Raw genomic sequence first — 26267 nt, forward strand, 5'->3', positions numbered from 1 at the left:
TGTCTGCTATTCAATTCTGCTCCCGACTTCAACATTTCTGTTGTCTGGCATGCCATTGTTTGCAACTCTTATTACCAGACAGCGTTACGGAAAGCGCACTCTTGTCTTACACAAGGGCGCATCACATAAATTAGACCATCAATAACAAGGAAACGTACATGACGACGAATACCACTCCGTCACAAGATGTGCAAGAAATGGTGGCTCAAGCCGATACTGGCGCACGTAACCCAGCGGGGTTACAGGGACAAATTCTTTGGTTTGTTCCTCTTTGCTGGTCATTGTTTCAACTGTGGTACGCTTCACCGCTACCTTTTATTTTTGATTTTGCTGTTCTGAATGACACGCAAGCACGAGCCGTACATTTAACCTTTGCTGTCTTTCTTGCCTTCACCGCCTATCCTGCGTTGAAGAACTCACCTCGAGACTATATCCCTGCCCTTGATTGGATATTGGCCTTACTCGGCAGTTTCTCGGCTTCCTACATCTACATTTTCTATACCGAGCTTGCTGGCCGTTCAGGGGCTCCAACTACGGTGGATGTAGTAGTAGCCGTCACTGGTATGGTGTTGTTGCTTGAAGCCACTCGCCGAGCATTGGGGCCCCCTCTAATGCTCGTTGCCGCACTGTTTCTGCTATATACCTTTGCTGGTCCCTACATGCCTGATGTCATTGCTCATAAAGGAGCAAGTATTAACAAGGCGATGTCACATTTATGGTTGACCACTGAAGGGGTGTTTGGCGTTGCTCTTGGGGTGTCCACCTCATTCGTTTTCCTGTTTGTACTCTTTGGCGCCATGCTTGAGCGAGCAGGCGCGGGAGCGTATTTCATTAAAGTGGCCTTCTCATTGCTTGGCCATATGCGTGGTGGTCCAGCAAAAGCGGCCGTCGTGGCCTCCGGTTTATCAGGGCTTGTTTCTGGTTCTTCCATCGCCAACGTGGTCACCACAGGTACCTTCACGATCCCCTTAATGAAACGAGTTGGATTCCCAGGAACAAAGGCTGGGGCCGTCGAGGTTGCTGCATCGACCAATGGACAATTAACACCGCCGATCATGGGAGCCGCCGCCTTTTTGATGGTGGAATATGTCGGTATTTCTTACGTTGAAGTCATTAAAGCGGCCATTCTTCCGGCCTTAATTTCTTATATTGCGCTGATTTATATTGTTCACTTAGAAGCCTGCAAAGCGGGTATGACAGGCTTACCTCGCCGTCATACCCCTACCGTAGTACAGAGCTTGCTCTCCTTTACAGGCACCATTTTAGGTCTCTGCGTGGTTAGTGCCGTGGTCTATTACGGTATTGGTTGGACGAAAGATGTGTTTGGCGATGCCGCAACGCCATTGGTCAGCCTTGCTTTGCTTGCTGCTTATGTCGGTTTAGTGAAAATCTCCGCGAACCACGCCAAAGATGGCGGGATGGAAATCGATGCAGAGCTCACTGAAGTACCCGATCCAGGGCCAACCATTAAGTCCGGGCTCCACTATCTATTACCGATCGTCGTGCTTGTTTGGTGTTTGACCGTAGAGCGCTTTTCTCCTGGTCTTTCGGCTTTTTGGGCGACGGTGTTTATGATCTTTATTCTTCTCACTCAACGTCCTTTGATGGCGTTGATGAACAAGAGTGACGACATTGCGCAGCAAACCAAGGCTGGTTGGACAGATCTGTTAGAGAGCTTAGTATCGGGCGCTCGTAATATGATTGGCATCGGTGTAGCAACTGCCGCAGCTGGTACCGTTGTTGGCGTAGTGACACTAACAGGCATTGGCTTGGTCATGACCGATTTTGTTGAGTTCATTTCCGGCGGTAGCGTGATCATGATGCTGATCTTCACCGCAGTGATCAGCTTAATCCTCGGTATGGGGCTCCCTACCACCGCGAACTACATTGTGGTATCGACTTTGATGGCACCAGTGATCGTCACGCTAGGCGCTCAGCACGGCTTGATCATCCCACTCATCGCTGTCCACCTGTTTGTGTTCTATTTTGGTATTTTGGCTGATGATACCCCTCCGGTTGGTTTAGCCGCATTTGCCGCTGCCGCGATTGCGAAATCCGACCCGATCCGTACCGGTATCCAAGGGTTTGCTTACGACATTCGTACCGCTATCTTGCCATTCATGTTTGTTTTCAATACTCAGCTGCTATTGATGGGCATTGATACGTGGTGGCATCTCGCACTAACGATCTTCTCTTCCATTATTGCGATGTTAATCTTCTCTGCTGCCACTCAAGGATGGTGGTTGACGAAAAACAAATGGTGGGAAACCTTACTACTGCTAGTGCTGACATTTTCGTTCTTCCGCCCTGGATTCTGGTGGGACATGATTTACCCCGCGAAAGTTCTTTCACCAGGTATTGAGATAGAGCAAATCACAGAGAGACTAGATGTAGGACAATCACTGGAACTTCGTGTAGCGGGAACCAACCTTGAAGGTGATTTCACTGAAAAGACGGTTCGTTTACCGTTTGATGATAATGCAAAAACCGCTCTTGAACGCATTCAGTCCATGGGACTTTCTCTTGTAGAAGACCACGGCAAAATGCGGGTCGACATGGTTGAGTTTGATAGCCCGGCAGAAGCATCCGGTATCGATTTTGATTGGGAAATCAAATGGGTAGTGGAAGAAGCTGAGCGACCAATGAAAGAGTGGGTGTTTTTACCTTGCTTGCTGATCCTCATTCTGATGGCAGCGAATCAAAAACGCCGGATTCGGTCTCAACTCATTCAAGCGTAAAGGTTCCATAGCCCTGTGAAAACGGGGCTATATTTATCTCAAATTCGTATGCTGAAATAACAACAATAGAGATCCTACCATGTACAAACAGATTCTTGTTCCTGTTGATCTAAACGATAAAGGTTTTTCAGATAGGGCCGTTGAGCTGGCGGTTTGGCATGCGCGCCAAGCCAATGCACAATTGCATTTGCTCAATGTCCTTCCTGGAATTCACATGTCAATGGTCGCCAGCTATTTCCCTAAAGATGCGGCACAGAAAATGAAGCAAGATGTTGTTCAGCAGCTGAAAGCCTTTGCTGACCAACATATTGCCGATGAAATTGTGTATAAGGTCCATGTGGCGGAAGGCAAACCTTATGCGACTATCTTAGAGTACGCAGAAAAACTCGGTGCTGACTTGATCATCATGCCTAGCCACAAGCGATCTAAGATCGATAAAGTCGTCCTTGGTTCCGTCGCCAGTAAGGTGGTTGAAAACTCTCGAATCAACGTTTTGGTGGTCAAACCACAGGCGTAACGACGGATACCTTCCATACGATTTGGTGCTGCGTTCGATCAAAAAGGGATGTCACGTGACATCCCTTGTTAATCTTATGTTTTGCTCTTGAATATTTATTGCTGATTACGCAGCTTCACTTCTTCATCCAAGCTTTCTAATTTCACTTTCATCTTTTCACGACAGATTTCTGCAAGCTCGCGGATATGCTCTTTGCCGTAACCTTCAGTGCTAATGGGATCCAGCATTTCAACAATAACGTGTCCATTATTCCAGCGATTCAGCTTAAGCTTATCCGTTGAACTACAAACGATCGGGATGATTGGTACACCGGCACCAATCGCCGCATGAAAAGCGCCCGTTTTGAAAGGCATCAAGCCACGACCACGTGAACGTGTACCTTCTGGAAACATCCATACCGAGACGTCACTTGCCTTCATACTCGATACTACTTGATCAATAGTGCCTTTCGCTTTTGCTTTGTTGGCACGATCAATCAAGATGTTTCCGGTCAACCAATACAATTGACCAAACAAAGGCAACCACGCCAGGCTCTTTTTGCCCACAGTCACAACTTTGGGTGTTACGGCCGCAGAAACGGTAAAGAGGTCCCAGTTATTTTGGTGGTTGGCAATATAAATGTGCTGGCCACGCTGGTAGGCATCTTCTGGTAGACGCAGCTCCAACTTAACTCCGAACACGCGAGACATTTTGCCAAACAGACGACCAAAGGTGAAAACATGCTTCGGATTACGAGGGCTAAGCAAGCAGTAACCACAGCCAAAAACGAACATTACAACAGCAAACAACGCTGTCGCTAATAAACGCACTAGAGCAATCATTTATAACTCCGGTATTCATTCAGATAAGCCTCGCACTTCAAGGTTCTGAGAACCTACACGCAACGTCTCTGAGTAAAACAACTTCTAAAACATAAAAAAGCCGAAACCAGTGTTTCGGCTATTGGGTTATTACGCAGTTTAGTTCGACTGGCGAAAACGCTCAATCTTTGCACCTAGTGCATTAAGCTTATTCTCGATTTTGTCGTAACCACGATCAATATGATAAATACGATCAACGATGGTTTCACCTTTTGCGATGCAGCCTGCAATCACAAGACTTGCCGAAGCGCGTAGATCCGTTGCCATTACCTGAGCAGCACTCAAGCGTTCAACATCACCACAAATAACCGTATTACCTTCAATTTCAGCTTTTGCACCCATGCGTTTTAGCTCAGGAACATGCATGAAACGGTTTTCGAAGATCGTTTCTGTAATCACACCACCGCCTTTGGCGATCATGTTAAGCAAAGTAAATTGTGCTTGCATATCGGTCGGGAAACCCGGATGAGGCGCTGTTCGGATATTGACCGCTTTCAACGTCCTTCCTGTCATATCGACAGAGATCCAATCTTCACCGGTTTCAACCAGCGCACCCGCTTCTTCAAGCTTCGCCAAGACCGCTTCAAGCAGATGCGCCTGGGTGTTGCGACAAACCACTTTACCGCCAGAAACCGCAGCCGCGACTAAGAAAGTGCCCGTTTCAATGCGATCTGCCACGACTGTGTGCTTACCACCACCTAAGCGTTCTACACCTTCAATAGTAATGGTATCAGTACCTGCACCACTGATTTTGGCCCCGAGCGTATTGAGGAACTTTGCCGTATCAACAATTTCTGGCTCACGCGCGGCATTATCCAGTACGGTTTTACCCTCTGCTAAGGTTGCTGCACACATAATTGTGATGGTGGCACCCACGCTCACTTTATCCATCACGATGTGCGCGCCTTTGAGACGACCTTCAACCTGTGCTTTTACATAACCATCTTCTAAGGTAATGGTCGCGCCAAGCTGCTCTAGACCCGTAATGTGTAAGTCCACAGGACGAGCACCAATCGCACAACCGCCCGGCAAAGAAACCTGGCCTTGACCGAAGCGAGCAACAAGTGGCCCCAAAGCCCAGATCGATGCGCGCATGGTTTTCACTAAGTCGTAAGGTGCACAGTATTCGTTGATCGAACTAGGATCCACATGCACAGAGCCGTTACGCTCTACTCTGGCACCAAGGCGCTTGAGAAGCTCCATGGTGGTATCAATATCGCGAAGATGTGGCACGTTTGCCACTTCAACTGGCTCTTCAGCCAAAATAGACGCAAATAAAATCGGCAGTGCAGCGTTTTTTGCACCTGAAATGGTCACCTCACCGACTAATGGCTGAGTTGACCCAATTACACGGAACTTTTCCATTATAAAACCTTAAAGAGACATCAGTTTCTTGTCACGTGCCCATTCAGTAGGCGTGTATGCTTTGATCGACAAGGCATGAATATCATTGCGTTGGATATAGTCCATGAGTGGTTTGTAGATCAGCTGTTGCTTCTTAACGCGGCTCATTCCTTCGAAACAAGCATCAACAGCGACCACTTCATAGTGGCTACCTTCACCTTTTACATGCAACTCTTCAAGGTTGAGTGCTTCTTCTAGTAACTGTTGTACTTTTGCGCTATCCACAATTTACCCCTGATAACTTTGAATATGTTTGGCAACCACGGCTTCGACGTTGCTTAACTGAAACAGTGTGCGTAGTTGCGCTGGCACAAAACTCAGCATTATATGACAGTTTTGTTTTTTTGCATGCTCTAATAAGTGAATTAGCATCACCATTCCGGCAGAATCCACTCTCTGAACTGACTTTAAAGAGAGCTCAACCACACCGCCATGCGCTTTCCAGCTCTGTGCAAAGCGCCACAAACTCGGCACTTGCTCTCTGTCCAAATTGCCGCTCAAACAGATCGTTTCTTCTGTTGATTGTTGCCATTGCGGGTGTGACATCAGTTTTTCGCCTCAAAGCGGATTGGCTGTTTGGCTAACGCTTCGAGTTCTTTGGCAACAGCCAAAATGCCCTCTTGACGAATTTTGCCATTCCACTCTGATTGCTTACTGGAAAGCAAACTGATGCCTTCTGCAGCCATATCAAACGCCAACCAATCGCCGTTGTTTTCTTTCCGCAGTTTAAACTCCAATTTGATATTCGGTCTTGGCGCATCAATGATATCGACCTTAACGCTGCTAATACGTTGATCTTCACTTATTGGCTGCTCTGGTGAAAACACCACCTGCTGATCAGTGTATTGCGTCAACACTTGAGCGTAAGAGGAAATCAAATAGGCGCGAAAGGCGGTAATAAACTCATTCACATCTTCACGTTTGGCACCTTTTAAATTGGTGCCCAACAGTTTCAACGCCGCATACTTCTCATTGACATAGGGCATCAACTCTTCTTCAACCACCACTTTGAGATAGTTGGGATCTTGCTGAATTTTCGGTTGTTCAGCCTTCAAACGTGCAAATGCCTGCTCAGAGACCAACTTCATCATTTGATAAGGTTCAGTTTTATCCACCACCCCACCAGCAAAAACATTCAACGAGAAGAGCAATGCCGTCGTGGCTAAAAATAGTCGTTTCAACATTCGTTTATTCCTTTTTCGCCTCGTCCTTATTTCCTACGCTGTATAGAACTTGACCAATTAAATCCTCAAGCACCAGCGCAGATTTGGTATCTTCAATAAAGTCGCCATCTTTGAGCATCTGTTCATCATCAAACACAAATCCAGGCACGAGACCGATATATTGTTCGCCAATCAAACCAGAGGTTAAAATCTGCACACTTGACGTTTCGGGAAACTGGTTGTACACACTGCTGATCGACAGAGAAACCACTGGAACAAGTGTTTCTGGGTTTAGAGCAATCTTCGAAACACGCCCGATGACCACGCCACCGACTTTAACTGGAGAACGAACCTTTAAACTGCCAATATTGTCAAACTGTGCTTTCAGGGTATAAGTATCGCCTGAGCCCAAACCTTTTACGTCAGCAACTTGAAAAATCATCACAAGAATTGCGCAAATTCCCGCCAATACAAAGCTGCCAACCCATAATTCTGTTTTACGTGTTTGTTGCATGTTAATTCCCAAACATCAACGCAGTCAGGACAAAATCCAATCCAAGCACTGCTAAAGAAGAGTGAACCACCGTACGAGTCGTCGCACGGCTGATGCCTTCCGACGTCGGAACAGCATCGTAACCATTAAAAAGGGCAATCCACGTGACGGTAACGGCGAACACCACACACTTAATCATGCTATTGCCAATATCTTGTCCCAGTTCAACAGATGCTTGCATCGCTGACCAAAAACTGCCGTGGTCGATGCCTTTCCAATCCACACCCACCAACTGCCCGCCCCAGATGCCAACCGCCATGAAAATCATCGCAAGTAAAGGCATTGAAATAATCCCCGCCCACAGCCGAGGGGCGATGATGCGTTTCAGCGGATCTACCGCCATCATTTCCATGCTCGATAATTGTTCGGTGGCTTTCATGAGACCGATTTCGGCAGTTAAAGCAGAGCCTGCCCGTCCCGCAAATAAGAGCGCCGTCACCACAGGCCCTAACTCTCGCAAAAGCGACAACGCGACCATTTGCCCTAAACTGCCTTCCGCACCATAGTCAACCAAAATGACGTAGCCCTGTAAGCTCAACACCATGCCAATAAAGAGACCGGATACAACGATGATAGCCAAAGACTGAACACCCACGTTGTAAATCTGCTTGATCAAGAGTGGCAAGGTTTTACGTGGTTGAGGTTTTCCTGCTAACGCCCCCGCCAGCATAAGACTTGCCTTACCAAAAGATTGGCACAAGCTCAGAAAGCGACGCCCGAGTGCAGAAATCAATTCAATTGGATTAGGCATCGTTGAATAAATCCTTTTCGATTGGTTGGGCAGGGAAACGAAATGGCACTGGACCATCCGCTTCACCCAATAAAAATTGCTGCACACGAGGGTCCGAATTGTTCCGCAACTCTTCAGGGCTACCTTTGGCAATAACTTTGCCGTCTGCCAATAGATAGACCCAATCTGCAATGCTCATCACTTCCGGTACATCATGCGACACCACCACCGCAGTGACGCCCAATGCGCTATTAAGACTACGAATCAGTTCAACCAACACGCCCATAGTGATGGGATCTTGGCCAACAAAGGGTTCATCAAACATGATCAACTCAGGATCAAGTGCAATCGCTCGCGCCAACGCAGCTCGTCGCGCCATGCCTCCAGAGAGCTCGCTTGGCATTAATTCTGCCGCACCTCGAAGACCAACAGCTTCAAGCTTAAGCAATACGAGTGTACGAATTAAGGATTCCGTGAGTTGAGTGTGTTCTCGCAACGGGAAGGCGACATTTTCAAATACGTTGAGATCGGTAAAAAGCGCACCAGATTGAAACAACATGCTCATTTTTTTTCTCGCCTGATAGAGCTTTGAACGAGAAAGATTAGGAATGTTATCACCGTCAAACCAGATGTCTCCACTTTCCGGCAATATCTGCCCACCGATCAAACGTAACAACGTTGTTTTGCCAATACCTGATGGCCCCATGATGGCGGTGACTTTGCCTTTAGGTATGCGCAAATCAATGTTGTCGAATATCTTGCGTTGACCACGGGAAAACGTCAGTCCGTTGATCGTTACTAAATCGTTGTGTGACATACTCTCTCTTTATATATCCACTTCATCACGTGATCATTATTACGTTATGTGTGCAATTAAGAACCACTTAGTCGGTCATGATAAGCAGAAAAACTCAGAATTAAAAGCAGTGTTCGATTAATTACGACAGACGCAAACTCTTTGCTCAAGTATCACTGCCCTTAATGATACAACGCCAAATAGTCAAACGAGTCGTTATCTTGGATATTCAACTTTGCGACTGTGGCGAATGCATTTTGTCCGTCGTTGGTCTTCCATTTTCCTCGTCAAGAGGTCAAAATTAGCGGTTATTCCTTCAACTTATCACAACATTCTGGAACTCATCATGCTCGAAGCCGTAGCGCTGCTTATCGTAGGTCTTGTTTTATTGGTCTGGAGTGCGGACAAACTGGTGTTTGGTTCTGCCGCTCTCGCTCGAAATATCGGTATATCGCCGCTCATCATCGGTATGACTATCCTTGCTATGGGCTCATCAGCACCCGAAATGATGGTTTCAGCCACCGCAGCTTTAGACGGAAAAACCGATACTGCAGTTGGTAACGTGCTCGGGTCTAACATAGCCAACATTGCATTAATTCTAGGCATAACCGCATTAATTCGCCCACTTTCGATTCATTCTGTGGTTGTTCGTCGTGAACTTCCTCTGATGATTGCCGTTACCCTCTTGGCTGGACTGCTCCTGTGGAACAATCATTTAGGCTTCTATGAAGGCGTACTACTGTTTGTTTTATTCACCATATTTTTGCTCGCCATGCTACAAATCAGTCGACGTGAACAGAAGGCGGGAGATGCCTTTATTGAAGAACAGGAATCTGAAATACCAGAAGGGGTCAGTAATTCCAAAGCAGGAATGTGGATTGTGATTGGCTTAATCCTGCTGCCATTGGCTGCGGATATGCTGGTCGACAACGCTGTCGTCATCGCCAAGTTCTTTGGCATGAGCGATTTGGTGATTGGTTTAACCATCATTGCCGTCGGAACAAGTCTTCCAGAACTCGCCGCATCACTAGCAGGCGCGCTCAAAGGCGAAGATGACATGGCAGTAGGCAACATCATTGGCTCTAACGTGTTTAATATCCTAGCGGTGATGGGAATTCCTGGCATTCTCAATCCCTCCTTTATTAGTGAATACGCGATGGGACGTGATTTTTGGGTCATGTTGGCCATATCACTGCTACTCGTTGCCATGGCGCTAGGTAAATCTCGCAGAATTAGCCGAGCGGAAGGTGGTATTCTACTTACCTGTTTCATTGGCTATCAGACCTATCTGTTAATGCATATGGCAGCTTAACCTGCCTCGCTAGGAGTAAACATGACCTTATCCTTTGACTATCGTGCCGTCGCCAATCAAGTGTTAGCAACGGAAATTCGTGGTCTTGAACAACTCTCTCAATACTTTGATGAGCAGTTCGAGCAAGCGTGCGAATTAATCCTAAATAACGCCGGAAAAGTGGTTGTTATGGGGATGGGGAAATCTGGCCATATCGGGAAAAAGATCGCTGCTTCGTTAGCTAGCACCGGCACTTCCTCGTTCTTTGTTCATCCAGGTGAAGCCTCTCATGGAGACTTGGGGATGATTGAACGTGGTGACATTGTTCTAGCCATCTCCAACTCTGGCGAATCTTCAGAAATTCTCGCGCTGTTTCCGGTTCTAAAACGCTTAAACATTCGCATCATTAGTATGACCGGAAAGCCGACATCAACCATGGCCAGTTTGGCGGATTACCATCTGCAAATCACGGTGCCTGAAGAAGCTTGCCCTCTAGGCTTAGCACCAACCACTAGTACAACCGCCACGTTAGTGATGGGCGACGCCATCGCAGTTGCACTACTGCAAGCACGCGGTTTCACCGCCGAAGACTTTGCTTTGTCTCATCCTGGTGGTGCGTTAGGCAGAAAGCTGTTGTTAAAGCTGGCTGATATCATGCACACTGGAGAGCAACTGCCGAGAGTCGCTCCTGATGCGCTTGTACGAGATGCCCTACTAGAGATTTCACAAAAAGGTCTTGGTATGACAGCTATTGTAGATCAAGACAATCTGTTGCTCGGCATTTTTACTGACGGAGACTTACGCCGTATCTTAGATAAGCGTGTAGATATTCACACAGCCAAAATCGGTGATGTCATGACCAGACATCCCACTGTTGCCAATCCAACTATGCTGGCCGTAGAAGGGTTAAACCTAATGCAACAGAAGAAAATTAACGGCCTAATGTTGTGCCAGGATGGTAAACTTGTCGGTGCGCTGAATATGCACGATTTACTTAAAGCTGGAGTCATGTAATGACACAACAGGTTGAAACCTTATATGGTCCTGTAAAAAAAGAAGTTTTTGACATTGCTCGCCAGATCAAACTACTGATCTGTGATGTTGATGGCGTATTTTCCGATGGTCTCATCTACATGGGGAATCAAGGCGAGGAACTAAAAACCTTCCACACCCGCGACGGTTATGGCGTCAAAACCCTAATGAATGCAGGCATTGAGATTGCGATCATTACCGGTCGTCAGTCGAAAATTGTTGAAAATCGCATGAGAGCACTCGGAATCTCACTGATTTATCAAGGGCAAGATGACAAAGTCCGAGCCTATCAAGATATTTGTGACAAATTATCCATCCTTCCCGAACAAACTGGGTATATTGGAGATGATTTAATCGACTGGCCAGTCATGGAAAAAGTCGCACTGCAAGTGTGTGTCGCCGATGGTCACCCGCTCTTGGCACAACGCGCCAACTATGTAACAAAAATTCAAGGTGGCCGCGGTGCGGTACGCGAAGTCTGCGATCTTATTTTGCAAGCTCGCGGAGAATTAGATACTCACAAAGGTTTGAGTATATGAGTATGTCTCGGCTGATTTATTTACTGCTGTTTTTTGTGATCAGTTGGTCTAGTTACTATTTGTATGGTCAACGTGAACGCCAGTCGGTACAGGTAGCACCGAACCTAGAACTGCCCATGTTCAGTGGTGAATCGCTTAATAATATCAGCTATAACTCTGATGGCGTGCGAAGTCATCAGATCTCGTCGTCGCACTTGGATCACTATGCCAAAAGTGGCGATACCATTTTTGAAAATCCGAGTTTAGTGATCTATCGCGATGGTGACACCATTGAATGGAAAGTAACCGCGCGACGCGCCGTCTTGGACGAAAACAAAATCTTAACGCTGTCTGATCATGTTCAGATGCAGAATTTACTACCGGGCGCCAGTTTCGAATTACTGTCGACGGATCAGCTCGAAATAGATTTGTCCAACCGCGATTTTCATGCTGACCAGCAGGTTTTGTTGATTGGTCCACAATTTGAAACCACCGGAGAAGCGATGAAGGGCAACCTGAAAACCAACACAGCGACTCTGTATAATCATGTACAAGGTAGATATGAAACCCTTACACCTTAGTCTTTTTGCTCTTATGCTGGCGACAAGCAACGTTTACGCGTTGAAATCGGACACCCAGCAACCTGTTTATATTGATTCCGATTCACAGCAATTAGATATGCGTAGTAATCAAGTCATCTTTGATGGTGACGTCTCGCTAAAACAGGGCAGTATCAATATCAATGCCGATAGAATCGTCGTTACACGCGATGCGCAAAGCAACACCATCAAGAAAATTGAAGCCTTCGGTCAACCCGCCACGTTTTCTCAACTGATGGATGATGGTAGAACCTTGAGTGGCAGCGCGAAGCAGCTCGATTACAGCATCGCAACCGATGAACTGACGATGAAAGGCCAAGCGGAGCTGGCACAAGACAACAACGTCATCAAAGGCTCGTCGATTGTCTACCAAATTGCTTTACAAAAACTGATGGCCGATAGCTCTAAGAATGAGCGTGTCACCACCGTTTTACAGCCAAGTCAGGTGAATAACTAATGGCGGTATTGAGCGCAAAACACTTAGCGAAAAGCTATAAAAAACGCAAAGTTGTTACAGATGTAAGCTTACAGGTCGAGTCGGGCCAAATTGTGGGATTACTGGGCCCCAACGGTGCAGGCAAAACCACCTCGTTTTACATGATTGTTGGGCTGGTGCCTCGCGATGAAGGCTCAATAATGATCGATGACCGTGACATCAGTATTCTTCCGATGCATAGTCGCTCTAAGTTGGGCATTGGCTATTTGCCGCAAGAAGCGTCGATTTTCCGCAAGCTCTCCGTTGAAGACAACATCATGGCTGTCCTACAAACTCGCAATGAGCTCACACGCGAAGAACGTCAGGACAAACTGGAAGACTTATTAGAAGAGTTCCACATTCAGCACATTCGTCACAGCGCGGGCATGGCATTATCCGGTGGTGAACGACGCCGAGTGGAAATTGCCCGAGCGTTAGCGGCCAACCCACAGTTCATTCTATTGGATGAACCTTTTGCCGGTGTTGACCCCATTTCGGTCATTGATATCAAAAAAATTATCGAACATCTGCGCGATCGAGGCTTAGGTGTCCTCATTACCGACCACAACGTACGTGAAACCTTAGACGTCTGTGAAAAAGCCTACATCGTCAGCCAAGGTCGTTTGATTGCGGAAGGAACACCTGAACAAGTTCTCAACAATGAACAGGTAAAACAAGTTTATCTCGGTGAACAATTCCGACTATGATTAAATGAAGAACAACAGAACCAATTCGAAGAATAAAAGGTAAGTACTACTGAATGAAACCTTCATTACAACTCAAGCTAGGTCAACAGTTAGCCATGACGCCTCAGCTCCAGCAAGCCATTCGTTTGCTGCAGCTGTCAACGCTGGATCTACAACAAGAGATTCAGGAAGCGCTCGAATCCAATCCGTTACTCGAGGTTGAAGAACACCAAGACGAAGCGCAACTCAATGGCGAAGACAAAGCAATCAATGAAGGTACTGATGCGGACGATTTTTCTGTTGAAGCCGACATCCCAGATAGCTCTGATGTGATTGAAAAATCCGAGATCAGTAACGAACTGGAAATTGACACCACGTGGGATGATGTTTACAGCGCTAACTCTGGTAATACAGGTATTGCCCTCGACGATGACATGCCTGTCTATCAAGGCGAAACCACTGAAACATTGCATGACTACTTGCAATGGCAACTCGACCTAACACCATTCACTGACACAGACCGCACCATCGCTGTCGCCATCATCGACGCTATTGATGACACGGGTTACCTCACGATTACACCTGAAGACATTCTTGAGAGCCTCAATAGTGCCGACATTGAACTGGATGAAGTTGAAGCGGTTCGCAAACGCATTCAACAATTTGATCCGCTCGGCGTTGCGTCGCAAAACCTCCAAGAATGCTTGTTGCTACAGCTGGCAACCTTCCCTGGCGATACGCCGTGGTTGACGGAAGCTAAGCTGGTACTTTCTGACCACATTGATGCGTTGGGTAATCGAGACTACAAATTAATCGTCAAAGAAGCCAAGCTAAAGGAAGAAGAGCTGCGAGAAGCGCTCAAACTGATCCAACAATTGGATCCAAGACCGGGAAGCAAGATTAACGCGATTGAGCCTGAGTATGTCATTCCTGATGTTTCCGTGTTTAAAGAACATGGCAAATGGACCGTTGCCATAAACCCCGACAGCATTCCCAAATTAAAAGTTAATCAACAGTATGCACAACTTGGCAAAGGCAGCAGTGCCGACAGTCAATACATTCGCAGCAACCTACAAGAAGCAAAGTGGTTAATTAAAAGCCTAGAGAGTCGAAACGAGACGCTGCTCAAAGTTGCGCGTTGTATAGTTGAACATCAACATGATTTCTTCGAGTATGGTGAAGAAGCAATGAAACCAATGGTGCTAAATGATGTGGCGATCGCCGTTGAGATGCATGAATCGACCATATCACGTGTGACCACCCAGAAGTTTATGCACACACCAAGAGGCATATTTGAATTGAAATATTTCTTCTCTAGTCATGTCAGCACAGACACAGGAGGAGAATGTTCATCGACAGCAATTCGCGCTCTCATTAAAAAGTTAGTCACCGCGGAGAATACCGCCAAGCCTTTGAGTGACAGCAAAATTGCTACCTTACTGGCAGACCAAGGGATTCAGGTCGCAAGGCGCACTATCGCTAAGTACCGAGAGTCCTTAGGCATTGCCCCGTCAAGTCAGCGAAAACGCCTACTTTAGGCCTCAACTGAAAAGGAAAGTCTATGCAAATCAATATTCAAGGCCACCATGTTGATCTTACCGATTCAATGCAGGACTATGTTCACACCAAGTTTGATAAACTTGAACGATTTTTTGATCACATCAATAGCATACAAGTTGTACTTAAAGTTGAAAAAATCCGCCAGATCGCGGAAGCTACGCTCCATGTCAACCAAGGGGAAATCCACGCTTCCTCTGACGACGAAAACATGTACGCCGCCATCGATTCGCTGGTGGATAAACTGGTTCGCCAGTTAAACAAACACAAAGAAAAATTACACAGTCATTAACCATGCAACTGAGCACTATACTTTCACTGGACTGCACCAAAAGTGCAGTCCAGTGTTCTAGCAAAAAACGCGCACTAGAAATCATTAGTAACCTTGTCGCTGAACAAACCGGCCTTGATTCGACCGAACTTTTTGAAGGCATGCTGAGCCGTGAAAAAATGGGTAGTACAGGCATCGGCAATGGTATTGCGATACCTCATGCTAGAATGAATTCTGCAGACAAAGCCATCGCGGTCTTAATTCAATGTGAAGAGCCGATCGATTTTGATTCGATTGATAACCGCCCTGTCGATATTATGTTTGCCCTATTGGTTCCAGAAGAACAATGTAAAGAGCATCTCAAAACGCTTTCCTCTATGGCACAGCGTTTGAGCGACAAACAAGTTCTGAGATCACTACGCTCTGCGCAAAGTGATCAAGAACTTTACGACATCATGACCAAAGAGTAACGGAGCCGCACATCATGCGTCTTATTGTGGTGAGTGGGCACTCTGGTGCCGGAAAAAGCGTTGCTCTAAGAGTCCTCGAAGACATGGGGTACTACTGTGTCGACAACCTTCCTGTGAACTTACTGGAGTCTTTTGTTCAGTCAGTGACCGGCAGTAAGCAGAATGTTGCGGTGAGCATTGACGTACGCAATATTCCCAAGAAGTTAAAAGATCTCACCTCCACATTACATAAACTCAAATCGAGCATTGATTTAACCATTCTTTTTTTAGATGCGGATAAAGCAACGCTATTAAAACGCTACAGCGAAACACGCCGCATCCATCCGCTTTCGTTAGGTGAAGAGTGTCATACTCTCGATCAGGCCATTGATTTAGAGAAAAAAATGCTCAAACCCCTGAAAGACATTGCCGACTTAACGCTCAACAGTAGCAATCAATCGTTACATGAACTCAGCGAAAATGTACGCTATCGTGTAGAAGGGAAAGAACGCAATAAGTTGATCATGGTGTTTGAATCGTTCGGCTTTAAATATGGTTTACCCACCGATGCCGACTACGTTTTCGACGTCCGTTTTCTGCCCAATCCACATTGGGATCCGTCCCTTAGACCGATGACGGGTCTCGACACCCCGGTAAAAATCTTCCTGGAACAACATGACGAAGTGCTTGAGCTGAAAAGACAGATTCAAGCCTTTATCGAGCATTGGTTGCCAATGCTCGAAAAAAACAATCGTAGCTATCTTACCGTCGCCATTGGTTGCACCGGTGGTAAACACCGTTCAGTGTATCTCACTCAGCAGATTGGCGAATATTTTAGCGCACTCGGCCACACGGTGAAGATTCGACACACCTCTTTTGAAAAACACAGTAAGGATTAGCCGTGGAAATCAGTCGCAAGGTATTAATACAGAATCGTTTAGGGCTACACGCTCGTGCCGCGGTGAAACTGGTCGAACTGGCACAAAGCTTTGCAGCGGAAGTGACTATCGACAACGAAGAAGGCGTCACAGCAGCAGCAGACAGTGTGATGGGGCTATTGATGCTTGAATCCGCACAGGGCCAATATGTGACCATTCATGCCAATGGCGAGCAAGCCAATCAAGCACTCGATGCCATTTGTCATCTTATCGAAGATAAGTTTGAAGAAGGCGAGTAACCCTACTTTACTCTTTCTTCTTCGTATTGGTTCGTCTATTGCTACTCTTTTCATAGCTGCGAAAAATGCGACTCTCCTGCCTATCAATTCGCAGAATATGGACTGAGAATTGTTGAGCAAACTCGGTTCTCCGGGTTACTTGTGTTTCGAATTAAGTTATTATTCAACACATTGTAAATATCTAGGAATCAGGAGGTCATCATGGCAGAGCAAATTGAATTCGACCAAGCTCACCAAGCCCTCCAGGAAGTCTCCGAAGCGCTCGAAAATGGTCGCTTTGTGCACGTCCGTCGCCAACTTCAGGACATGGAACCTGAAGATATTGCCCACCTACTGGAAGCCTCTCCTCGTAAAAGCCGTGAAGTGTTATGGCAACTCACCGATCCAGAAGACTACGGTGAAATCCTTGACGAGCTGAGTGAAGACGTCAAAGACAGTCTTGTCTCTAAAATGGCCCCAGAAGATCTTGCCGAAGCAACCGAAGGCATGGACACCGATGACGTTGCTTACGTTCTACGTAGCCTGCCAGATAACGTTTCTCGCGAAGTATTGGCGCAAATGGATGCGGCGGATCGTCTGCGTGTGGAAACCGCGCTCTCCTACTCTGAGGACACGGCCGGTGGCTTGATGAACACCGACGTGATCACTATTCGTGGTGATGTTGATGTCGATGTGGTTCTGCGTTACTTGCGCATGAAAGGTGAGCTGCCGGAAAACACCGATGCACTTTATGTGATTGATGAAGAGAGCCGTTTGATTGGTGAGCTGCCTATCTCTATCCTCATCACCACCCAGCCAGACGTCAAAGTCAGCGAAGTGATGGAAGACGTGGATGACGCGATTGCGGTCACCACCAGTGACTCAGATGTGGCTAGTCTGTTTGAACGTCGAAACTGGATCTCCGCACCGGTCATTGATGAAAACCAGCATCTGGTTGGCCGTATCACCATCGATGATGTCGTCGACGTTATTCGTGAAGATGCCGAACACTCAATGATGAGTATGGCGGGTTTGAACGATGACGAAGACACCTTTGCTCCCGTGGTTAAATCGGCGCGTAAACGCAGTATTTGGCTAGGGGCGAATGTGCTCGCTGCCTTAGCGGCCGCATCGGTTTCCAACATGTTTGAAGCGACCCTTGATCAGATGGCAGCAATTGCCGTTTTGATGACCATAGTGCCTTCCATGGGGGGCGTAGCAGGCAACCAAACGGTCGCGTTGGTGATCCGTGGTTTGGCACTGGGCCATATCGGTGATGCCAACAAACGCGAGCTGTTGATGAAAGAAGCGGCGATCGGTTTTCTCAATGGCGTGTTATGGGCGTTGATCATCGGTGGTATCGTGGTAGCTTGGAAAGGTAACTGGCTACTCGGCGGCATCATTTCCGCCGCGATGATGACCAACTTAATTATTGCGGGCATTGCCGGGGTAACCATCCCTATCCTGCTCAAGAAGATGAATATTGACCCAGCATTGGCGGGCGGTATGGCACTGACCACCGTCACCGATGTGATTGGCTTATCTGTCTTCTTAGGCCTCGCGACTATTTTGATTTAACGACATCCCCCCTTAAAAAGAAAAGGTTGCTCAGTGAGCAACCTTTTTTACGCTTATCAAACAGAATGTGCGAGAAACACTTATTCGCCTGCGATCTTCATCGATTCAAGCAAAATAGAACCGGTTTGAATTTGCGAACGCGTTTCTACATCGCTACCGACCGCAACAATTTTCTGGAACATCTCTTTCAAGTTCCCCGCAACCGTAATTTCAGAAACAGGGAACTGCAGTTCACCGTTTTCCACCCAGAAACCTGCTGCGCCACGCGAGTAATCACCAGTCACTACGTTGACCCCTTGTCCCATCACTTCAGTGACCAGTAGACCAGTCCCCAGCTCTTTGAGCATCTGTTGGAAGTCTTGTCCTGTCGATTGCACAAACCAGTTGTGGATACCACCTGCATGCCCCGTTGGCGCCATATTCATTTTACGCGCAGCGTAACTGGTGAGCAGATAAGTGGCGAGCACACCATCGGTGATGATTTCGCGATCTTGCGTGTAAACCCCTTCGCTGTCGAATGGGCTCGATGCCAAACCACGCAGAATATGCGGACGCTCAGAGATATTGAACCACTCTGGCAGCACTTGCTTGCCCAAATGATCAAGTAAGAAAGACGATTTGCGATACAAGTTACCGCCACTGATCGCCATCACTAAATGACCGATAAGCCCGGTTGCCACATCCGCGGCAAACATCACCGGGTATTTGCCTGTTTTTAGCTTGCGTGCATCTAAACGTTCTATGGTTTTTTGTGCCGCTTCGCGACCCACTTGCTCCGGTGTCCACATGTCATCGCGATGACGAGCGACGGTATAGCTGTAGTCACGCTCCATTTCGCCATTTTTACCTTCACCAATCACACAACAACTGATGCTGTGGCGACTCGAGGCATAACTTGCCAGTAAGCCGTGGCTGTTGCCGTAGACGCGAACGCCGTAATGGCTGTCGTAACTCGCACCATCACTCTGCTTGATTTTGTCGCTATAGTTGAGTGCGTGTTCTTCTGCTGCGATGGCAACTTTGGCAGCGTAATCTGGATCTGGCGTGTCAGGATGGAACAAGTCCAAATCAGGGATGTTCTTCACCATCAGTTCTGCTGGTGCAGGCCCAGCACAAGGATCTTCCGATGTGTACTGCGCAATATCCAAGGCCGCCAAGACGGTCTGTTCAATCGCTTTTTCACTGAGATCTGAGGTTGATGCGCTGCCTTTACGCTGACCACGATAAACCGTAATGCCTAAAGCGCCATCACTGTTAAACTCGACGTTTTCTACTTCACACATGCGAGTCGAAACACTTAAGCCCGTGGTTTTGTTGATCGCAACTTCAGCACCATCGCTATGTTGCGCTGCCAGCGCGAGCGCTTTGGCAACCGCGGCTTCGAGCTCAACTCTTTGCTGAGCAACTTGCTGTTTTACATCCATATCTCAATCATCTTTGATTTGTAATGGCATAAGAATAACAAGAATTTCGCTTTCTCCCCACGATTCTTGTTAAAATAGGGCTAATCTTATTTTGAGAAAGTGATATAGGCAGAAAAGATGGCCCGTAAAAACCAAAAAGCGCCATGGGAACCGGAAGAAGAGTTCATCTTAGTTAGTAAGTCTGAGATGAAGCGTGATATGGACGCGCTACAGAAGTTGGGTGAAGAGTTAGTGGAACTCAAACCTTCGGTGCTGGCTAAGTTCCCAATCAGCGAAGAGTTACTTGATGCAATCAAAGATGCGCAGCGTTTTAAAAACGAAGCACGTCGTCGCCAGTTGCAATACATTGGTAAAGTGATGCGCCAAGAAGATCCAGAACCAATTCAAGCGGCGCTGGACAAAATCCGTAACAAGCACTCACAAAGCACCGCCGTGCTGCATAAGTTAGAAACGCTGCGTGAGCGTATTGTTGAACAAGGTGACAGTGCAATTGATGATGTGGTTGCCCTTTACCCTAAAGCAGATCGCCAGCGTTTGCGCCAGTTAGCTCGTATGGCGACAAAAGAGAGACAGGCGAACAAACCACCAAAGTCGTATCGTGAAATCTTTCAAATCTTAAAAGAGCTTAATGATGATGCGGTGTCAGACTCGATCGAAAACGAGTTAAAACCGTAACAGCGACGCTGTTGAGGATATGAAAAAAGGTTGGCGCACTGCCAACCTTTTTTATCTCCGCACCACATGCCGCCTTTTATCTATCATACTGCGGCTTGGAAAAACTCTACCAACTCTGGGTGGCTGTGCTTTTCATTGAGGCTCGCAATGGGTCCATGCGCGGCAATGGTGCCCTTGTCTATGTAGGCAAAGTGGCTAGCAATGGCACGTGCATCACTTAAATGATGTGTCACCATCAAGACCGTAATGGCGCGCTCTTGCGCCAGCAGTTTGACGAGCGAGAGCATTTCTTCACGCAAGACTGGATCAAGTGCGGAAAACGGCTCATCCAGTAACCAAATTGGGTTGGGCTGGACAAAACAACGTGCAAGGGCCACTCGCTGTCGCTGACCACCAGAGAGCTGTTCAGGCAGCCGATCTAAATAGGCTTCAATGCCAACCTGCTTTGCCGCTTGCTCCACTTGCTTTTGTTGCTGCGACGTCAGTTTCAAACCGGGATGCAATCCCAACGCAATGTTGTCGCGCACCGTGAGATGAGCAAACAAATTGTGTTCTTGAAACAACATCGAGAAAGGACGCTGCGCAGGAGAAAGCGTATTGAGCAAGCGCCCATCCAATGCCATTTGGCCCGACTGAGGCGCAATGAACCCCGCCAGCAGTGCCAGCAAGGTTGACTTTCCGGCCCCACTTGGCCCCATCAACGCCACAATACTGCCTGCTTCTACCTCTAAATCAAAAGCAAACAGATCTTGATGATAGTAATAATGCACCTGTTGCAGCGTTAGCATGGCGCCTTCTCCTGATGTTGATTCGATTTGGTGCTGAGTAAGGACTCACTCAGGGCAAAACAGCCGACACTCAGCAGCAATAACGTGAGTGACACCACCGCTGCCGCCTCCATTTGATAACTGCCGAGTAACTGGTACAGATAGAGCGGTAGGGTACGAAAATCTTGGCTACCAAATAAGGCAATTGCGCTCAAATCACCTATGGAAAACATAAAACAGAGCGCAAACGCATTGGCGAAAGGTTTACGCAGTGCGCGCCACTCAACGATTTTAAAACGATTCCACCCGCTTAAGCCCAGTGTGGCAGCCAAGTATTGGTACTGCTGCTCGCAATGCAACATCGGCTGAGCGAGCGTTTTAATGGCGTACGGTAATGCCATCAAACTGTTGACGATGATGACGATCAACAGCGCCAAACTGAACACATCTGCAAAACTGCGCAGCAATAAAAACAGCCCCGTACTCACCACCAAACCTGGCGTCACTAAGATGATGGTGCCCACCATCTCAATGCCGTCTGCGGGGTATCGTAGACCACGCAACCGCCATGCACGACTGGTGAGCAAAATAGCAATCGCCGCGCCCACGGCTAACGTGGCGGCGCCAAACGCCACACGTAACGAGGCCCCCAGAGCGGACCAAAATCGACCATCACTGATCACGTCGGGGAGCTTGCTGTTTATCCCGCTGGCCACCACAAACAGTAGCGGCGGAACCACCAGCAGTGTCGCCAGTGCTATCCACGCATAATCCCACATCAAATGACGCTTAGAAGCTGGGGTTAATTGAACGAAACGGGTGTGGCTACCAACCGAGACAGGCAGCGGTTTAGTCAATCGCTGCAACGCCAACACCAGCAAGCTACACAATAGCATTTGCCAGATCGCCAGTAGCGCTCCAGCTTGTAAGTCAAAATCAAATTTTATCGCTTGGTAGATAGCCAGTTCGATGGTGGTCGATTTTGGGCCGCCACCGAGGGCCATGACCGTGGCAAAGCTGGTGAAGCAAAGCATGAACACTAAGCCACACACATGTGGCAGTTGCTGGCGCAATCGCGGCCATTCGACCCAACGAAACTTCTGCCAGCTGTTCATACCAAGATGAGCCGCCAATTTGTGCTGCTCTGCCGGAATCGACTCTAAGGTTTGCAGCAGCAATCGCGCTGCATACGGCAAATTGAAAAACACGTGCGCGAGCAAAATGCCGCTCAATCCGTAGATCGAAAAGGGCAATTTGGCGTCAAAGCTCGCCAATACACTCGCCAACCAACCACTGTTCCCATAAATGGCCAACAAGCCAAACACGCCTACCAATACTGGCAGCACTAAAGTTGACGCAAACAATTTGAGCAATAGCGAGCGGCCAACAAAATGTCGCCGAGACAAGGCGTGTGCGACAGGAAGCGCCAAACCGACACTCAGCAGCATCGACAGCGTCGCTTGAAGAAAACTAAATTGCGTAACATGGCGGTAATAAGGATCTTGCCATACCGCCGTGAGATCCAGCGTCGGCGTCGCCAACAAGAGCACCGAGAGAGCAGAAACAACAAAGGTCGCGATGATCATCGCGACCCCAATGCCCAATTTAGGAACCGAATTCAATGCGACGCCTTAAAACGTCAACGCGCTTTGCCATTCGCGAATCCAAGCTTTACGCTGCTTCGCCACCTCTTCCGCAGTGAAACTCAATGCTTTCTCAGGCACCGTCAAACTGCTATAACCTTCAGGCAAAACAACATTCGTTACCGGATACATCCAGTTGCCCGTAGGCATCGCACCTTGGAACTCATCGCTCAAAATGAAACTCATAAACTGATCAGCCAGCGCTGAGTTCTGGCTACTTTTCACTTTTGCGGCGACTTCCACTTGCATGTAGTGCCCTTCACTAAAACCCGCCGCGGCATATTGCGCATCATTTTCGGCAATCAGGTGGTACGCAGGTGAGGTGGTGTAAGAGAGCACCATGTCCGATTCGCCTTTGAGGAACATCGAATACGCTTCCGACCAACCTTTCGTGACCGTCACGGTTTTCTTCGCCAGTTGCTGCCATGCGCCCGTCACGTCATCGCCATACACCGACTTCATCCACAGCATCAAACCTTGACCGGGCGTTGAAGTGCGAGGGTCTTGGTAGATGACTTTCAGATCGTCGCGTGATTCCACCAGCTCTTTTAAGCTTTTGGGTGGATTCGTCAGTTTGCCTTTGTTGTAAACAAACGCAAAGTAACCGTAGTCATAAGGAATAAACGTGTCGTCAGCCCAACCATTTGGCAATGACAGCGCTTGGGTGTTCACTTGATGTGGCGCCAGCAAACCTGTGGTTTTGGCTTCTGCCATCAAATTGTTATCCAAACCTAAAACAATATCCGCTTTGGTATTGCTGCCTTCTAAACGTAAGCGGTTGAGAATTGACACCCCATCGTCCAGCGCGACAAAATTCACATCGCAGCCGCACTGAGCTTCAAATGCTTTTTCGACTGTCGGGCCGGGGCCCCAATCGGAGGCAAAAGAATCGTAGGTGTAAATGGTTAAGGTTTTGTCCGCCGCAAGTGCAGAAGAAGAGATGCCCATCATTGACGTGATTGACGCTAGGGCTATCAGGTTTAGAGTGTGTTTCACTGCTCGCTCTCCATTTGGCATGAGTTGAGCGGCACAGGCTTGAGGTAGGTGTTAATCGTCCTTGCTAATTAATCCCGACTCAATTCCTACGCCAGCATTATCTGGTTCAGGTTTACGGGTCCTAGGCACTGGCCTAATCTCAGCCTCTGTGATGCACACAGATAAGCTCCCCGATGAGTGGTTCGGATTGTAATCGGAATGACCTCTCTTGGCTATACAGAGTCACCGTCATTACGATGATCGTATCCCCAACGCGGCACCAAAACCTGTTCAATGCCGAGATGATCTAAGATACGCGCGACCATAAAATCAATCAGATCGTCTATCGACTGCGGTTGATGATAGAAACCGGGCGCGGCGGGCATGATGGTGACACCGAGCTGCGAAAGCTTGTGCATGTTTTCAAGATGCAAGGTCGAAAAGGGCGTTTCACGCACCACCAAAATCAATTGGCCACGCTCTTTCATTACCACATCCGCAGCACGCTCAATTAAATTGTCCGACATACCATGAGCAATCGCCGCCACACTCCCTGCCGAGCAAGGGCAAACCACCATCTGCTTAGGGGCGGCCGAGCCAGAAGCCACTGGCGAGAACCAATCGTCTTTACCACACACCACCAGCTTGTCGGCATCACAAGCCAAATGGGCCACCAGCGCTTGCTGCGCTGCGTCAGGATTGGCTGGCAGTTTGAGACCATGCTCGGTTGCCAATACCACTCTTGCCGCAGAAGAGATCAGCAGGTAGACACGGTAATCTGCCGCCAGTAGTTGCTGTAATAAACGTAGCCCATAAGGCGCGCCAGAAGCGCCCGTAAAGGCTAACGTGATCGATTTTTCTTGGTTTCTCATGCTCATCTAATGTATGTATTTTCTAGCGCGTTGAATTCTCTAAAGCGGTCAGTAATTTGCCGTGAATGCCTTCAAAACCGCCATTGCTCATGACCAAAATTTGCGTTCCCGCCTCGGCGCGCTGCGCAATGTTCGCCACAAATTGGTCAATGTTATCACTGGTGAATGCCGGTTGCTGACATTGCGCCGCAACGTCCTGCACCGACCAAGCAATTGACTCTGGCTGGTAAAGGAACACTTCATCCGCCTGCTTGAGTGAAGCTGCCAAAGTCTCTTTGTGCACGCCACGTTTCATGGTGGCTGAGCGTGGCTCCAGTACCGCGATGATTTTCTTATCACCCACCTTATTACGTAAACCTGCGAGAGTCAGTTCAATCGCGGTTGGATGATGGGCAAAATCGTCATACACCGCCACGCCATTGATTTCCCCTTTCAGCTCTAGGCGACGCTTGGTATTAATAAAGCGCCCTAGTGCCTCACAAGCCAGATCTGGCGTCACACCCACATGACGCGCCGCTGCAATCGCCATCAACGCATTATCGACATTATGATCGCCGACTAGGTCCCATTGCACCGTGCCTACTTGCTCACCCTGCAGCCACACTTCAAAGTGTGAACCATCTTTGCTGAGTTTGACCGCTTGCCACTCGCCGTCCTGACCAGAAAACTCCTGGTCACTCCAGCAGCCTCGTGACAACACATCCGCTAATGCGACGTCTTGCTTGGGCGCCAAAATACGGCCATTACCAGGAACAGTACGCACTAAGTGGTGGAATTGTCGCTTGATCGCTTCAAGATCATCAAAGATGTCCGCATGATCAAACTCTAGGTTATTCATGATCAAGGTGCGAGGATGGTAATGCACAAACTTAGATCGCTTGTCGAAAAAAGCACTGTCATATTCGTCGGCTTCGACCACAAAAAACATGCTTTCGCCTAAACGCGCGGAGACACCGAAGTTACCGAGCACGCCACCAACAAGAAATCCCGGCTGGTAACCACAATCTTCCAAAATCCACGCCAGCATGCTCGAGGTAGTGGTTTTGCCATGTGTGCCCGATACCGCCAATACCCAGCGGTCATGCAACAAAAACTCCTGCAGCCACTGCGGCCCAGAGGTATAACGCAGGTTGTGATTCAACACATATTCCACACATGGGTTGCCTCGGCTCATGGCATTACCAATCACCACAAGATCTGGCGCAGGATTGAGTTGCGAAGGGTCAAAGCCTTCAATAATTTCAATACCTTGAGATTCAAGCAAGGTGCTCATCGGTGGGTAAACGTTCGCGTCAGAACCGGTCACTTTGTGGCCTAACTGTCGAGCCAAAATTGCCGCGCCACCCATAAAAGTGCCGCAAATTCCCAAGATATGAATATGCATCAATTGAGTCCTGCCATCTGAATAATTTCTACCGTCTCATTATCATGATAACCATAAGAAAAGCGAGCGGCTTTGTTTGGCTTCTGCCACAACTCGCCCAGTTTTCACGCTTTTCTGACCATTATTTACACGTATTAGCGCTTAGGTTTATCGA

Annotated in this window: 29 protein-coding genes and 1 riboswitch; of the genes, 15 read left to right on the forward strand and 14 right to left on the reverse strand. The window is 47.9% G+C overall.

What is annotated here, in order from left to right:
* Nucleotides 1-158: 158 nt before the first annotated feature.
* Together LZU85_RS17650 and LZU85_RS17655 are read left to right on the forward strand one after the other, a co-directional pair.
* Nucleotides 159-2738 carry a TRAP transporter permease gene (locus LZU85_RS17650; protein WP_237287984.1) on the forward strand — a complete coding sequence of 860 codons (2580 nt, stop codon included), beginning with the start codon at nt 159-161 and terminating at the stop codon, nt 2736-2738.
* Between the two features lie 79 nt (nt 2739-2817).
* A complete protein-coding gene (locus LZU85_RS17655; protein WP_176297585.1) occupies nt 2818-3255 on the forward strand; it encodes a universal stress protein in 438 nt (145 codons plus the stop codon).
* A 95-nt stretch (nt 3256-3350) separates the two neighbouring features.
* On the opposite strand, the gene LZU85_RS17660 is transcribed toward LZU85_RS17655, so the two are convergent.
* From LZU85_RS17660 to mlaF, 8 genes are all read right to left on the reverse strand, one after another.
* The gene (locus LZU85_RS17660) at nt 3351-4076 is read right to left on the reverse strand and encodes a 1-acylglycerol-3-phosphate O-acyltransferase (RefSeq protein WP_237287985.1); all 726 of its coding nucleotides are present in this window, start codon (nt 4074-4076) and stop codon (nt 3351-3353) included.
* Nucleotides 4077-4214: 138 nt separating this feature from the next.
* The gene (murA, locus tag LZU85_RS17665; RefSeq protein ID WP_176297583.1) at nt 4215-5480 is read right to left on the reverse strand and encodes a UDP-N-acetylglucosamine 1-carboxyvinyltransferase; all 1266 of its coding nucleotides are present in this window, start codon (nt 5478-5480) and stop codon (nt 4215-4217) included.
* Between the two features lie 9 nt (nt 5481-5489).
* On the reverse strand, nt 5490-5744 hold the full coding sequence (gene ibaG, locus LZU85_RS17670; protein ID WP_176297582.1) for a BolA family iron metabolism protein IbaG: 255 nt from the start codon (nt 5742-5744) through the stop codon (nt 5490-5492).
* Between the two features lie 3 nt (nt 5745-5747).
* On the reverse strand, nt 5748-6065 hold the full coding sequence (locus tag LZU85_RS17675; protein WP_176297581.1) for an STAS domain-containing protein: 318 nt from the start codon (nt 6063-6065) through the stop codon (nt 5748-5750).
* Nucleotides 6065-6703: an MlaC/ttg2D family ABC transporter substrate-binding protein gene (locus LZU85_RS17680; protein ID WP_237287986.1), complete on the reverse strand. Its 639-nt coding sequence runs from the start codon at nt 6701-6703 to the stop codon at nt 6065-6067. The genes LZU85_RS17675 and LZU85_RS17680 overlap by 1 nt, the downstream gene beginning before the upstream one ends.
* 4 nt (nt 6704-6707) lie before the next feature.
* Nucleotides 6708-7196, reverse strand: a complete 489-nt coding sequence (gene mlaD / locus LZU85_RS17685; protein ID WP_176297579.1) for an outer membrane lipid asymmetry maintenance protein MlaD — start codon at nt 7194-7196, stop codon at nt 6708-6710.
* 1 nt (nt 7197) lies between these two features.
* Nucleotides 7198-7986, reverse strand: a complete 789-nt coding sequence (mlaE, locus tag LZU85_RS17690; protein WP_176297578.1) for a lipid asymmetry maintenance ABC transporter permease subunit MlaE — start codon at nt 7984-7986, stop codon at nt 7198-7200.
* On the reverse strand, nt 7979-8782 hold the full coding sequence (gene mlaF, locus LZU85_RS17695; RefSeq protein ID WP_237287987.1) for a phospholipid ABC transporter ATP-binding protein MlaF: 804 nt from the start codon (nt 8780-8782) through the stop codon (nt 7979-7981). The genes mlaE and mlaF overlap by 8 nt, the downstream gene beginning before the upstream one ends.
* Before the next feature lie 325 nt (nt 8783-9107).
* Between mlaF and LZU85_RS17700 the strand changes: the two genes are divergently transcribed.
* The 12 genes from LZU85_RS17700 (at nt 9108) to mgtE (ending at nt 18373) form a co-directional block, all read left to right on the forward strand.
* A complete protein-coding gene (locus LZU85_RS17700) occupies nt 9108-10073 on the forward strand; it encodes a calcium/sodium antiporter (RefSeq protein WP_237287988.1) in 966 nt (321 codons plus the stop codon).
* A gap of 21 nt (nt 10074-10094) precedes the next feature.
* Nucleotides 10095-11066 (forward strand): KpsF/GutQ family sugar-phosphate isomerase, encoded by a 972-nt coding sequence (locus tag LZU85_RS17705; RefSeq protein WP_237287989.1) that lies wholly within the window; start codon nt 10095-10097, stop codon nt 11064-11066.
* Nucleotides 11066-11623 (forward strand): 3-deoxy-manno-octulosonate-8-phosphatase KdsC, encoded by a 558-nt coding sequence (gene kdsC / locus LZU85_RS17710; protein WP_237287990.1) that lies wholly within the window; start codon nt 11066-11068, stop codon nt 11621-11623. Before LZU85_RS17705 ends, kdsC begins: the two co-directional genes overlap by 1 nt.
* Nucleotides 11620-12183 carry an LPS export ABC transporter periplasmic protein LptC gene (gene lptC / locus LZU85_RS17715; RefSeq protein WP_237287992.1) on the forward strand — a complete coding sequence of 188 codons (564 nt, stop codon included), beginning with the start codon at nt 11620-11622 and terminating at the stop codon, nt 12181-12183. The genes kdsC and lptC overlap by 4 nt, the downstream gene beginning before the upstream one ends.
* Nucleotides 12164-12658, forward strand: coding sequence for a lipopolysaccharide transport periplasmic protein LptA (gene lptA, locus LZU85_RS17720; protein ID WP_237287994.1), 495 nt, complete (start codon nt 12164-12166; stop codon nt 12656-12658). Before lptC ends, lptA begins: the two co-directional genes overlap by 20 nt.
* Nucleotides 12658-13383, forward strand: coding sequence for an LPS export ABC transporter ATP-binding protein (gene lptB, locus LZU85_RS17725; RefSeq protein WP_039468192.1), 726 nt, complete (start codon nt 12658-12660; stop codon nt 13381-13383). The genes lptA and lptB overlap by 1 nt, the downstream gene beginning before the upstream one ends.
* Before the next feature lie 53 nt (nt 13384-13436).
* A complete protein-coding gene (locus LZU85_RS17730; protein ID WP_237287996.1) occupies nt 13437-14900 on the forward strand; it encodes an RNA polymerase factor sigma-54 in 1464 nt (487 codons plus the stop codon).
* Between the two features lie 23 nt (nt 14901-14923).
* Nucleotides 14924-15211, forward strand: a complete 288-nt coding sequence (gene hpf / locus LZU85_RS17735) for a ribosome hibernation promoting factor (protein WP_176297576.1) — start codon at nt 14924-14926, stop codon at nt 15209-15211.
* A gap of 2 nt (nt 15212-15213) precedes the next feature.
* A complete protein-coding gene (gene ptsN, locus LZU85_RS17740; protein WP_176297575.1) occupies nt 15214-15660 on the forward strand; it encodes a PTS IIA-like nitrogen regulatory protein PtsN in 447 nt (148 codons plus the stop codon).
* A gap of 14 nt (nt 15661-15674) precedes the next feature.
* Nucleotides 15675-16538: an RNase adapter RapZ gene (gene rapZ / locus LZU85_RS17745; protein ID WP_176297574.1), complete on the forward strand. Its 864-nt coding sequence runs from the start codon at nt 15675-15677 to the stop codon at nt 16536-16538.
* 2 nt (nt 16539-16540) lie between these two features.
* Complete coding sequence (locus LZU85_RS17750) at nt 16541-16816, forward strand: HPr family phosphocarrier protein (RefSeq protein ID WP_176297573.1); 276 nt, start codon at nt 16541-16543, stop codon at nt 16814-16816.
* A 201-nt stretch (nt 16817-17017) separates the two neighbouring features.
* Nucleotides 17018-18373, forward strand: coding sequence for a magnesium transporter (gene mgtE / locus LZU85_RS17755; RefSeq protein WP_176297572.1), 1356 nt, complete (start codon nt 17018-17020; stop codon nt 18371-18373).
* A gap of 80 nt (nt 18374-18453) precedes the next feature.
* On the opposite strand, the gene pmbA is transcribed toward mgtE, so the two are convergent.
* Nucleotides 18454-19797 carry a metalloprotease PmbA gene (gene pmbA / locus LZU85_RS17760; protein ID WP_176297571.1) on the reverse strand — a complete coding sequence of 448 codons (1344 nt, stop codon included), beginning with the start codon at nt 19795-19797 and terminating at the stop codon, nt 18454-18456.
* A gap of 117 nt (nt 19798-19914) precedes the next feature.
* On the opposite strand from pmbA, the gene yjgA reads away from it, so the two are divergent.
* On the forward strand, nt 19915-20472 hold the full coding sequence (gene yjgA, locus LZU85_RS17765; RefSeq protein ID WP_176297570.1) for a ribosome biogenesis factor YjgA: 558 nt from the start codon (nt 19915-19917) through the stop codon (nt 20470-20472).
* A gap of 83 nt (nt 20473-20555) precedes the next feature.
* Here the strand turns inward: yjgA and thiQ are convergent, their stop codons facing one another.
* The 5 genes from thiQ to mpl all read right to left on the reverse strand — a co-directional run bounded on the left by thiQ (nt 20556) and on the right by mpl (nt 26113).
* A complete protein-coding gene (gene thiQ, locus LZU85_RS17770; RefSeq protein ID WP_176297569.1) occupies nt 20556-21260 on the reverse strand; it encodes a thiamine ABC transporter ATP-binding protein in 705 nt (234 codons plus the stop codon).
* A complete protein-coding gene (gene thiP / locus LZU85_RS17775; RefSeq protein WP_237287997.1) occupies nt 21254-22861 on the reverse strand; it encodes a thiamine/thiamine pyrophosphate ABC transporter permease ThiP in 1608 nt (535 codons plus the stop codon). Before thiP ends, thiQ begins: the two co-directional genes overlap by 7 nt.
* 9 nt (nt 22862-22870) lie before the next feature.
* Nucleotides 22871-23878, reverse strand: a complete 1008-nt coding sequence (thiB, locus tag LZU85_RS17780) for a thiamine ABC transporter substrate binding subunit (RefSeq protein ID WP_237287999.1) — start codon at nt 23876-23878, stop codon at nt 22871-22873.
* 66 nt (nt 23879-23944) lie between these two features.
* Nucleotides 23945-24061, reverse strand: a riboswitch (TPP riboswitch).
* A gap of 29 nt (nt 24062-24090) precedes the next feature.
* Entirely contained in the window at nt 24091-24735 is a 645-nt protein-coding gene (locus tag LZU85_RS17785; RefSeq protein ID WP_373368131.1) for a flavin prenyltransferase UbiX, read from the reverse strand.
* Between the two features lie 16 nt (nt 24736-24751).
* Nucleotides 24752-26113 carry a UDP-N-acetylmuramate:L-alanyl-gamma-D-glutamyl-meso-diaminopimelate ligase gene (gene mpl, locus LZU85_RS17790; RefSeq protein ID WP_237288001.1) on the reverse strand — a complete coding sequence of 454 codons (1362 nt, stop codon included), beginning with the start codon at nt 26111-26113 and terminating at the stop codon, nt 24752-24754.
* Between the last annotated feature and the right edge of the window lie 154 nt (nt 26114-26267).

Origin of the sequence: Vibrio floridensis (genome assembly GCF_021852965.1) — a bacterium.
GTDB classification, from domain to species: Bacteria; Pseudomonadota; Gammaproteobacteria; order Enterobacterales; family Vibrionaceae; genus Vibrio; species Vibrio floridensis.

What these genes read in the sequence shown, in the direction of transcription:
- LZU85_RS17650 (WP_237287984.1), top strand. Translation starts at nt 159, where the DNA reads ATGACGACGAATACCACTCCGTCACAAGATGTGCAAGAAATGGTGGCT.
- LZU85_RS17655 (WP_176297585.1), top strand. Translation starts at nt 2,818, where the DNA reads ATGTACAAACAGATTCTTGTTCCTGTTGATCTAAACGATAAAGGTTTT.
- LZU85_RS17660 (WP_237287985.1), bottom strand. Translation starts at nt 4,076, where the DNA reads ATGATTGCTCTAGTGCGTTTATTAGCGACAGCGTTGTTTGCTGTTGTA.
- murA (WP_176297583.1), bottom strand. Translation starts at nt 5,480, where the DNA reads ATGGAAAAGTTCCGTGTAATTGGGTCAACTCAGCCATTAGTCGGTGAG.
- LZU85_RS17675 (WP_176297581.1), bottom strand. Translation starts at nt 6,065, where the DNA reads ATGTCACACCCGCAATGGCAACAATCAACAGAAGAAACGATCTGTTTG.
- LZU85_RS17680 (WP_237287986.1), bottom strand. Translation starts at nt 6,703, where the DNA reads ATGTTGAAACGACTATTTTTAGCCACGACGGCATTGCTCTTCTCGTTG.
- mlaD (WP_176297579.1), bottom strand. Translation starts at nt 7,196, where the DNA reads ATGCAACAAACACGTAAAACAGAATTATGGGTTGGCAGCTTTGTATTG.
- mlaE (WP_176297578.1), bottom strand. Translation starts at nt 7,986, where the DNA reads ATGCCTAATCCAATTGAATTGATTTCTGCACTCGGGCGTCGCTTTCTG.
- mlaF (WP_237287987.1), bottom strand. Translation starts at nt 8,782, where the DNA reads ATGTCACACAACGATTTAGTAACGATCAACGGACTGACGTTTTCCCGT.
- LZU85_RS17700 (WP_237287988.1), top strand. Translation starts at nt 9,108, where the DNA reads ATGCTCGAAGCCGTAGCGCTGCTTATCGTAGGTCTTGTTTTATTGGTC.
- LZU85_RS17705 (WP_237287989.1), top strand. Translation starts at nt 10,095, where the DNA reads ATGACCTTATCCTTTGACTATCGTGCCGTCGCCAATCAAGTGTTAGCA.
- kdsC (WP_237287990.1), top strand. Translation starts at nt 11,066, where the DNA reads ATGACACAACAGGTTGAAACCTTATATGGTCCTGTAAAAAAAGAAGTT.
- lptC (WP_237287992.1), top strand. Translation starts at nt 11,620, where the DNA reads ATGAGTATGTCTCGGCTGATTTATTTACTGCTGTTTTTTGTGATCAGT.
- lptA (WP_237287994.1), top strand. Translation starts at nt 12,164, where the DNA reads ATGAAACCCTTACACCTTAGTCTTTTTGCTCTTATGCTGGCGACAAGC.
- lptB (WP_039468192.1), top strand. Translation starts at nt 12,658, where the DNA reads ATGGCGGTATTGAGCGCAAAACACTTAGCGAAAAGCTATAAAAAACGC.
- LZU85_RS17730 (WP_237287996.1), top strand. Translation starts at nt 13,437, where the DNA reads ATGAAACCTTCATTACAACTCAAGCTAGGTCAACAGTTAGCCATGACG.
- hpf (WP_176297576.1), top strand. Translation starts at nt 14,924, where the DNA reads ATGCAAATCAATATTCAAGGCCACCATGTTGATCTTACCGATTCAATG.
- ptsN (WP_176297575.1), top strand. Translation starts at nt 15,214, where the DNA reads ATGCAACTGAGCACTATACTTTCACTGGACTGCACCAAAAGTGCAGTC.
- rapZ (WP_176297574.1), top strand. Translation starts at nt 15,675, where the DNA reads ATGCGTCTTATTGTGGTGAGTGGGCACTCTGGTGCCGGAAAAAGCGTT.
- mgtE (WP_176297572.1), top strand. Translation starts at nt 17,018, where the DNA reads ATGGCAGAGCAAATTGAATTCGACCAAGCTCACCAAGCCCTCCAGGAA.
- pmbA (WP_176297571.1), bottom strand. Translation starts at nt 19,797, where the DNA reads ATGGATGTAAAACAGCAAGTTGCTCAGCAAAGAGTTGAGCTCGAAGCC.
- yjgA (WP_176297570.1), top strand. Translation starts at nt 19,915, where the DNA reads ATGGCCCGTAAAAACCAAAAAGCGCCATGGGAACCGGAAGAAGAGTTC.
- thiQ (WP_176297569.1), bottom strand. Translation starts at nt 21,260, where the DNA reads ATGCTAACGCTGCAACAGGTGCATTATTACTATCATCAAGATCTGTTT.
- LZU85_RS17785 (WP_373368131.1), bottom strand. Translation starts at nt 24,735, where the DNA reads ATGAGCATGAGAAACCAAGAAAAATCGATCACGTTAGCCTTTACGGGC.
- mpl (WP_237288001.1), bottom strand. Translation starts at nt 26,113, where the DNA reads ATGCATATTCATATCTTGGGAATTTGCGGCACTTTTATGGGTGGCGCG.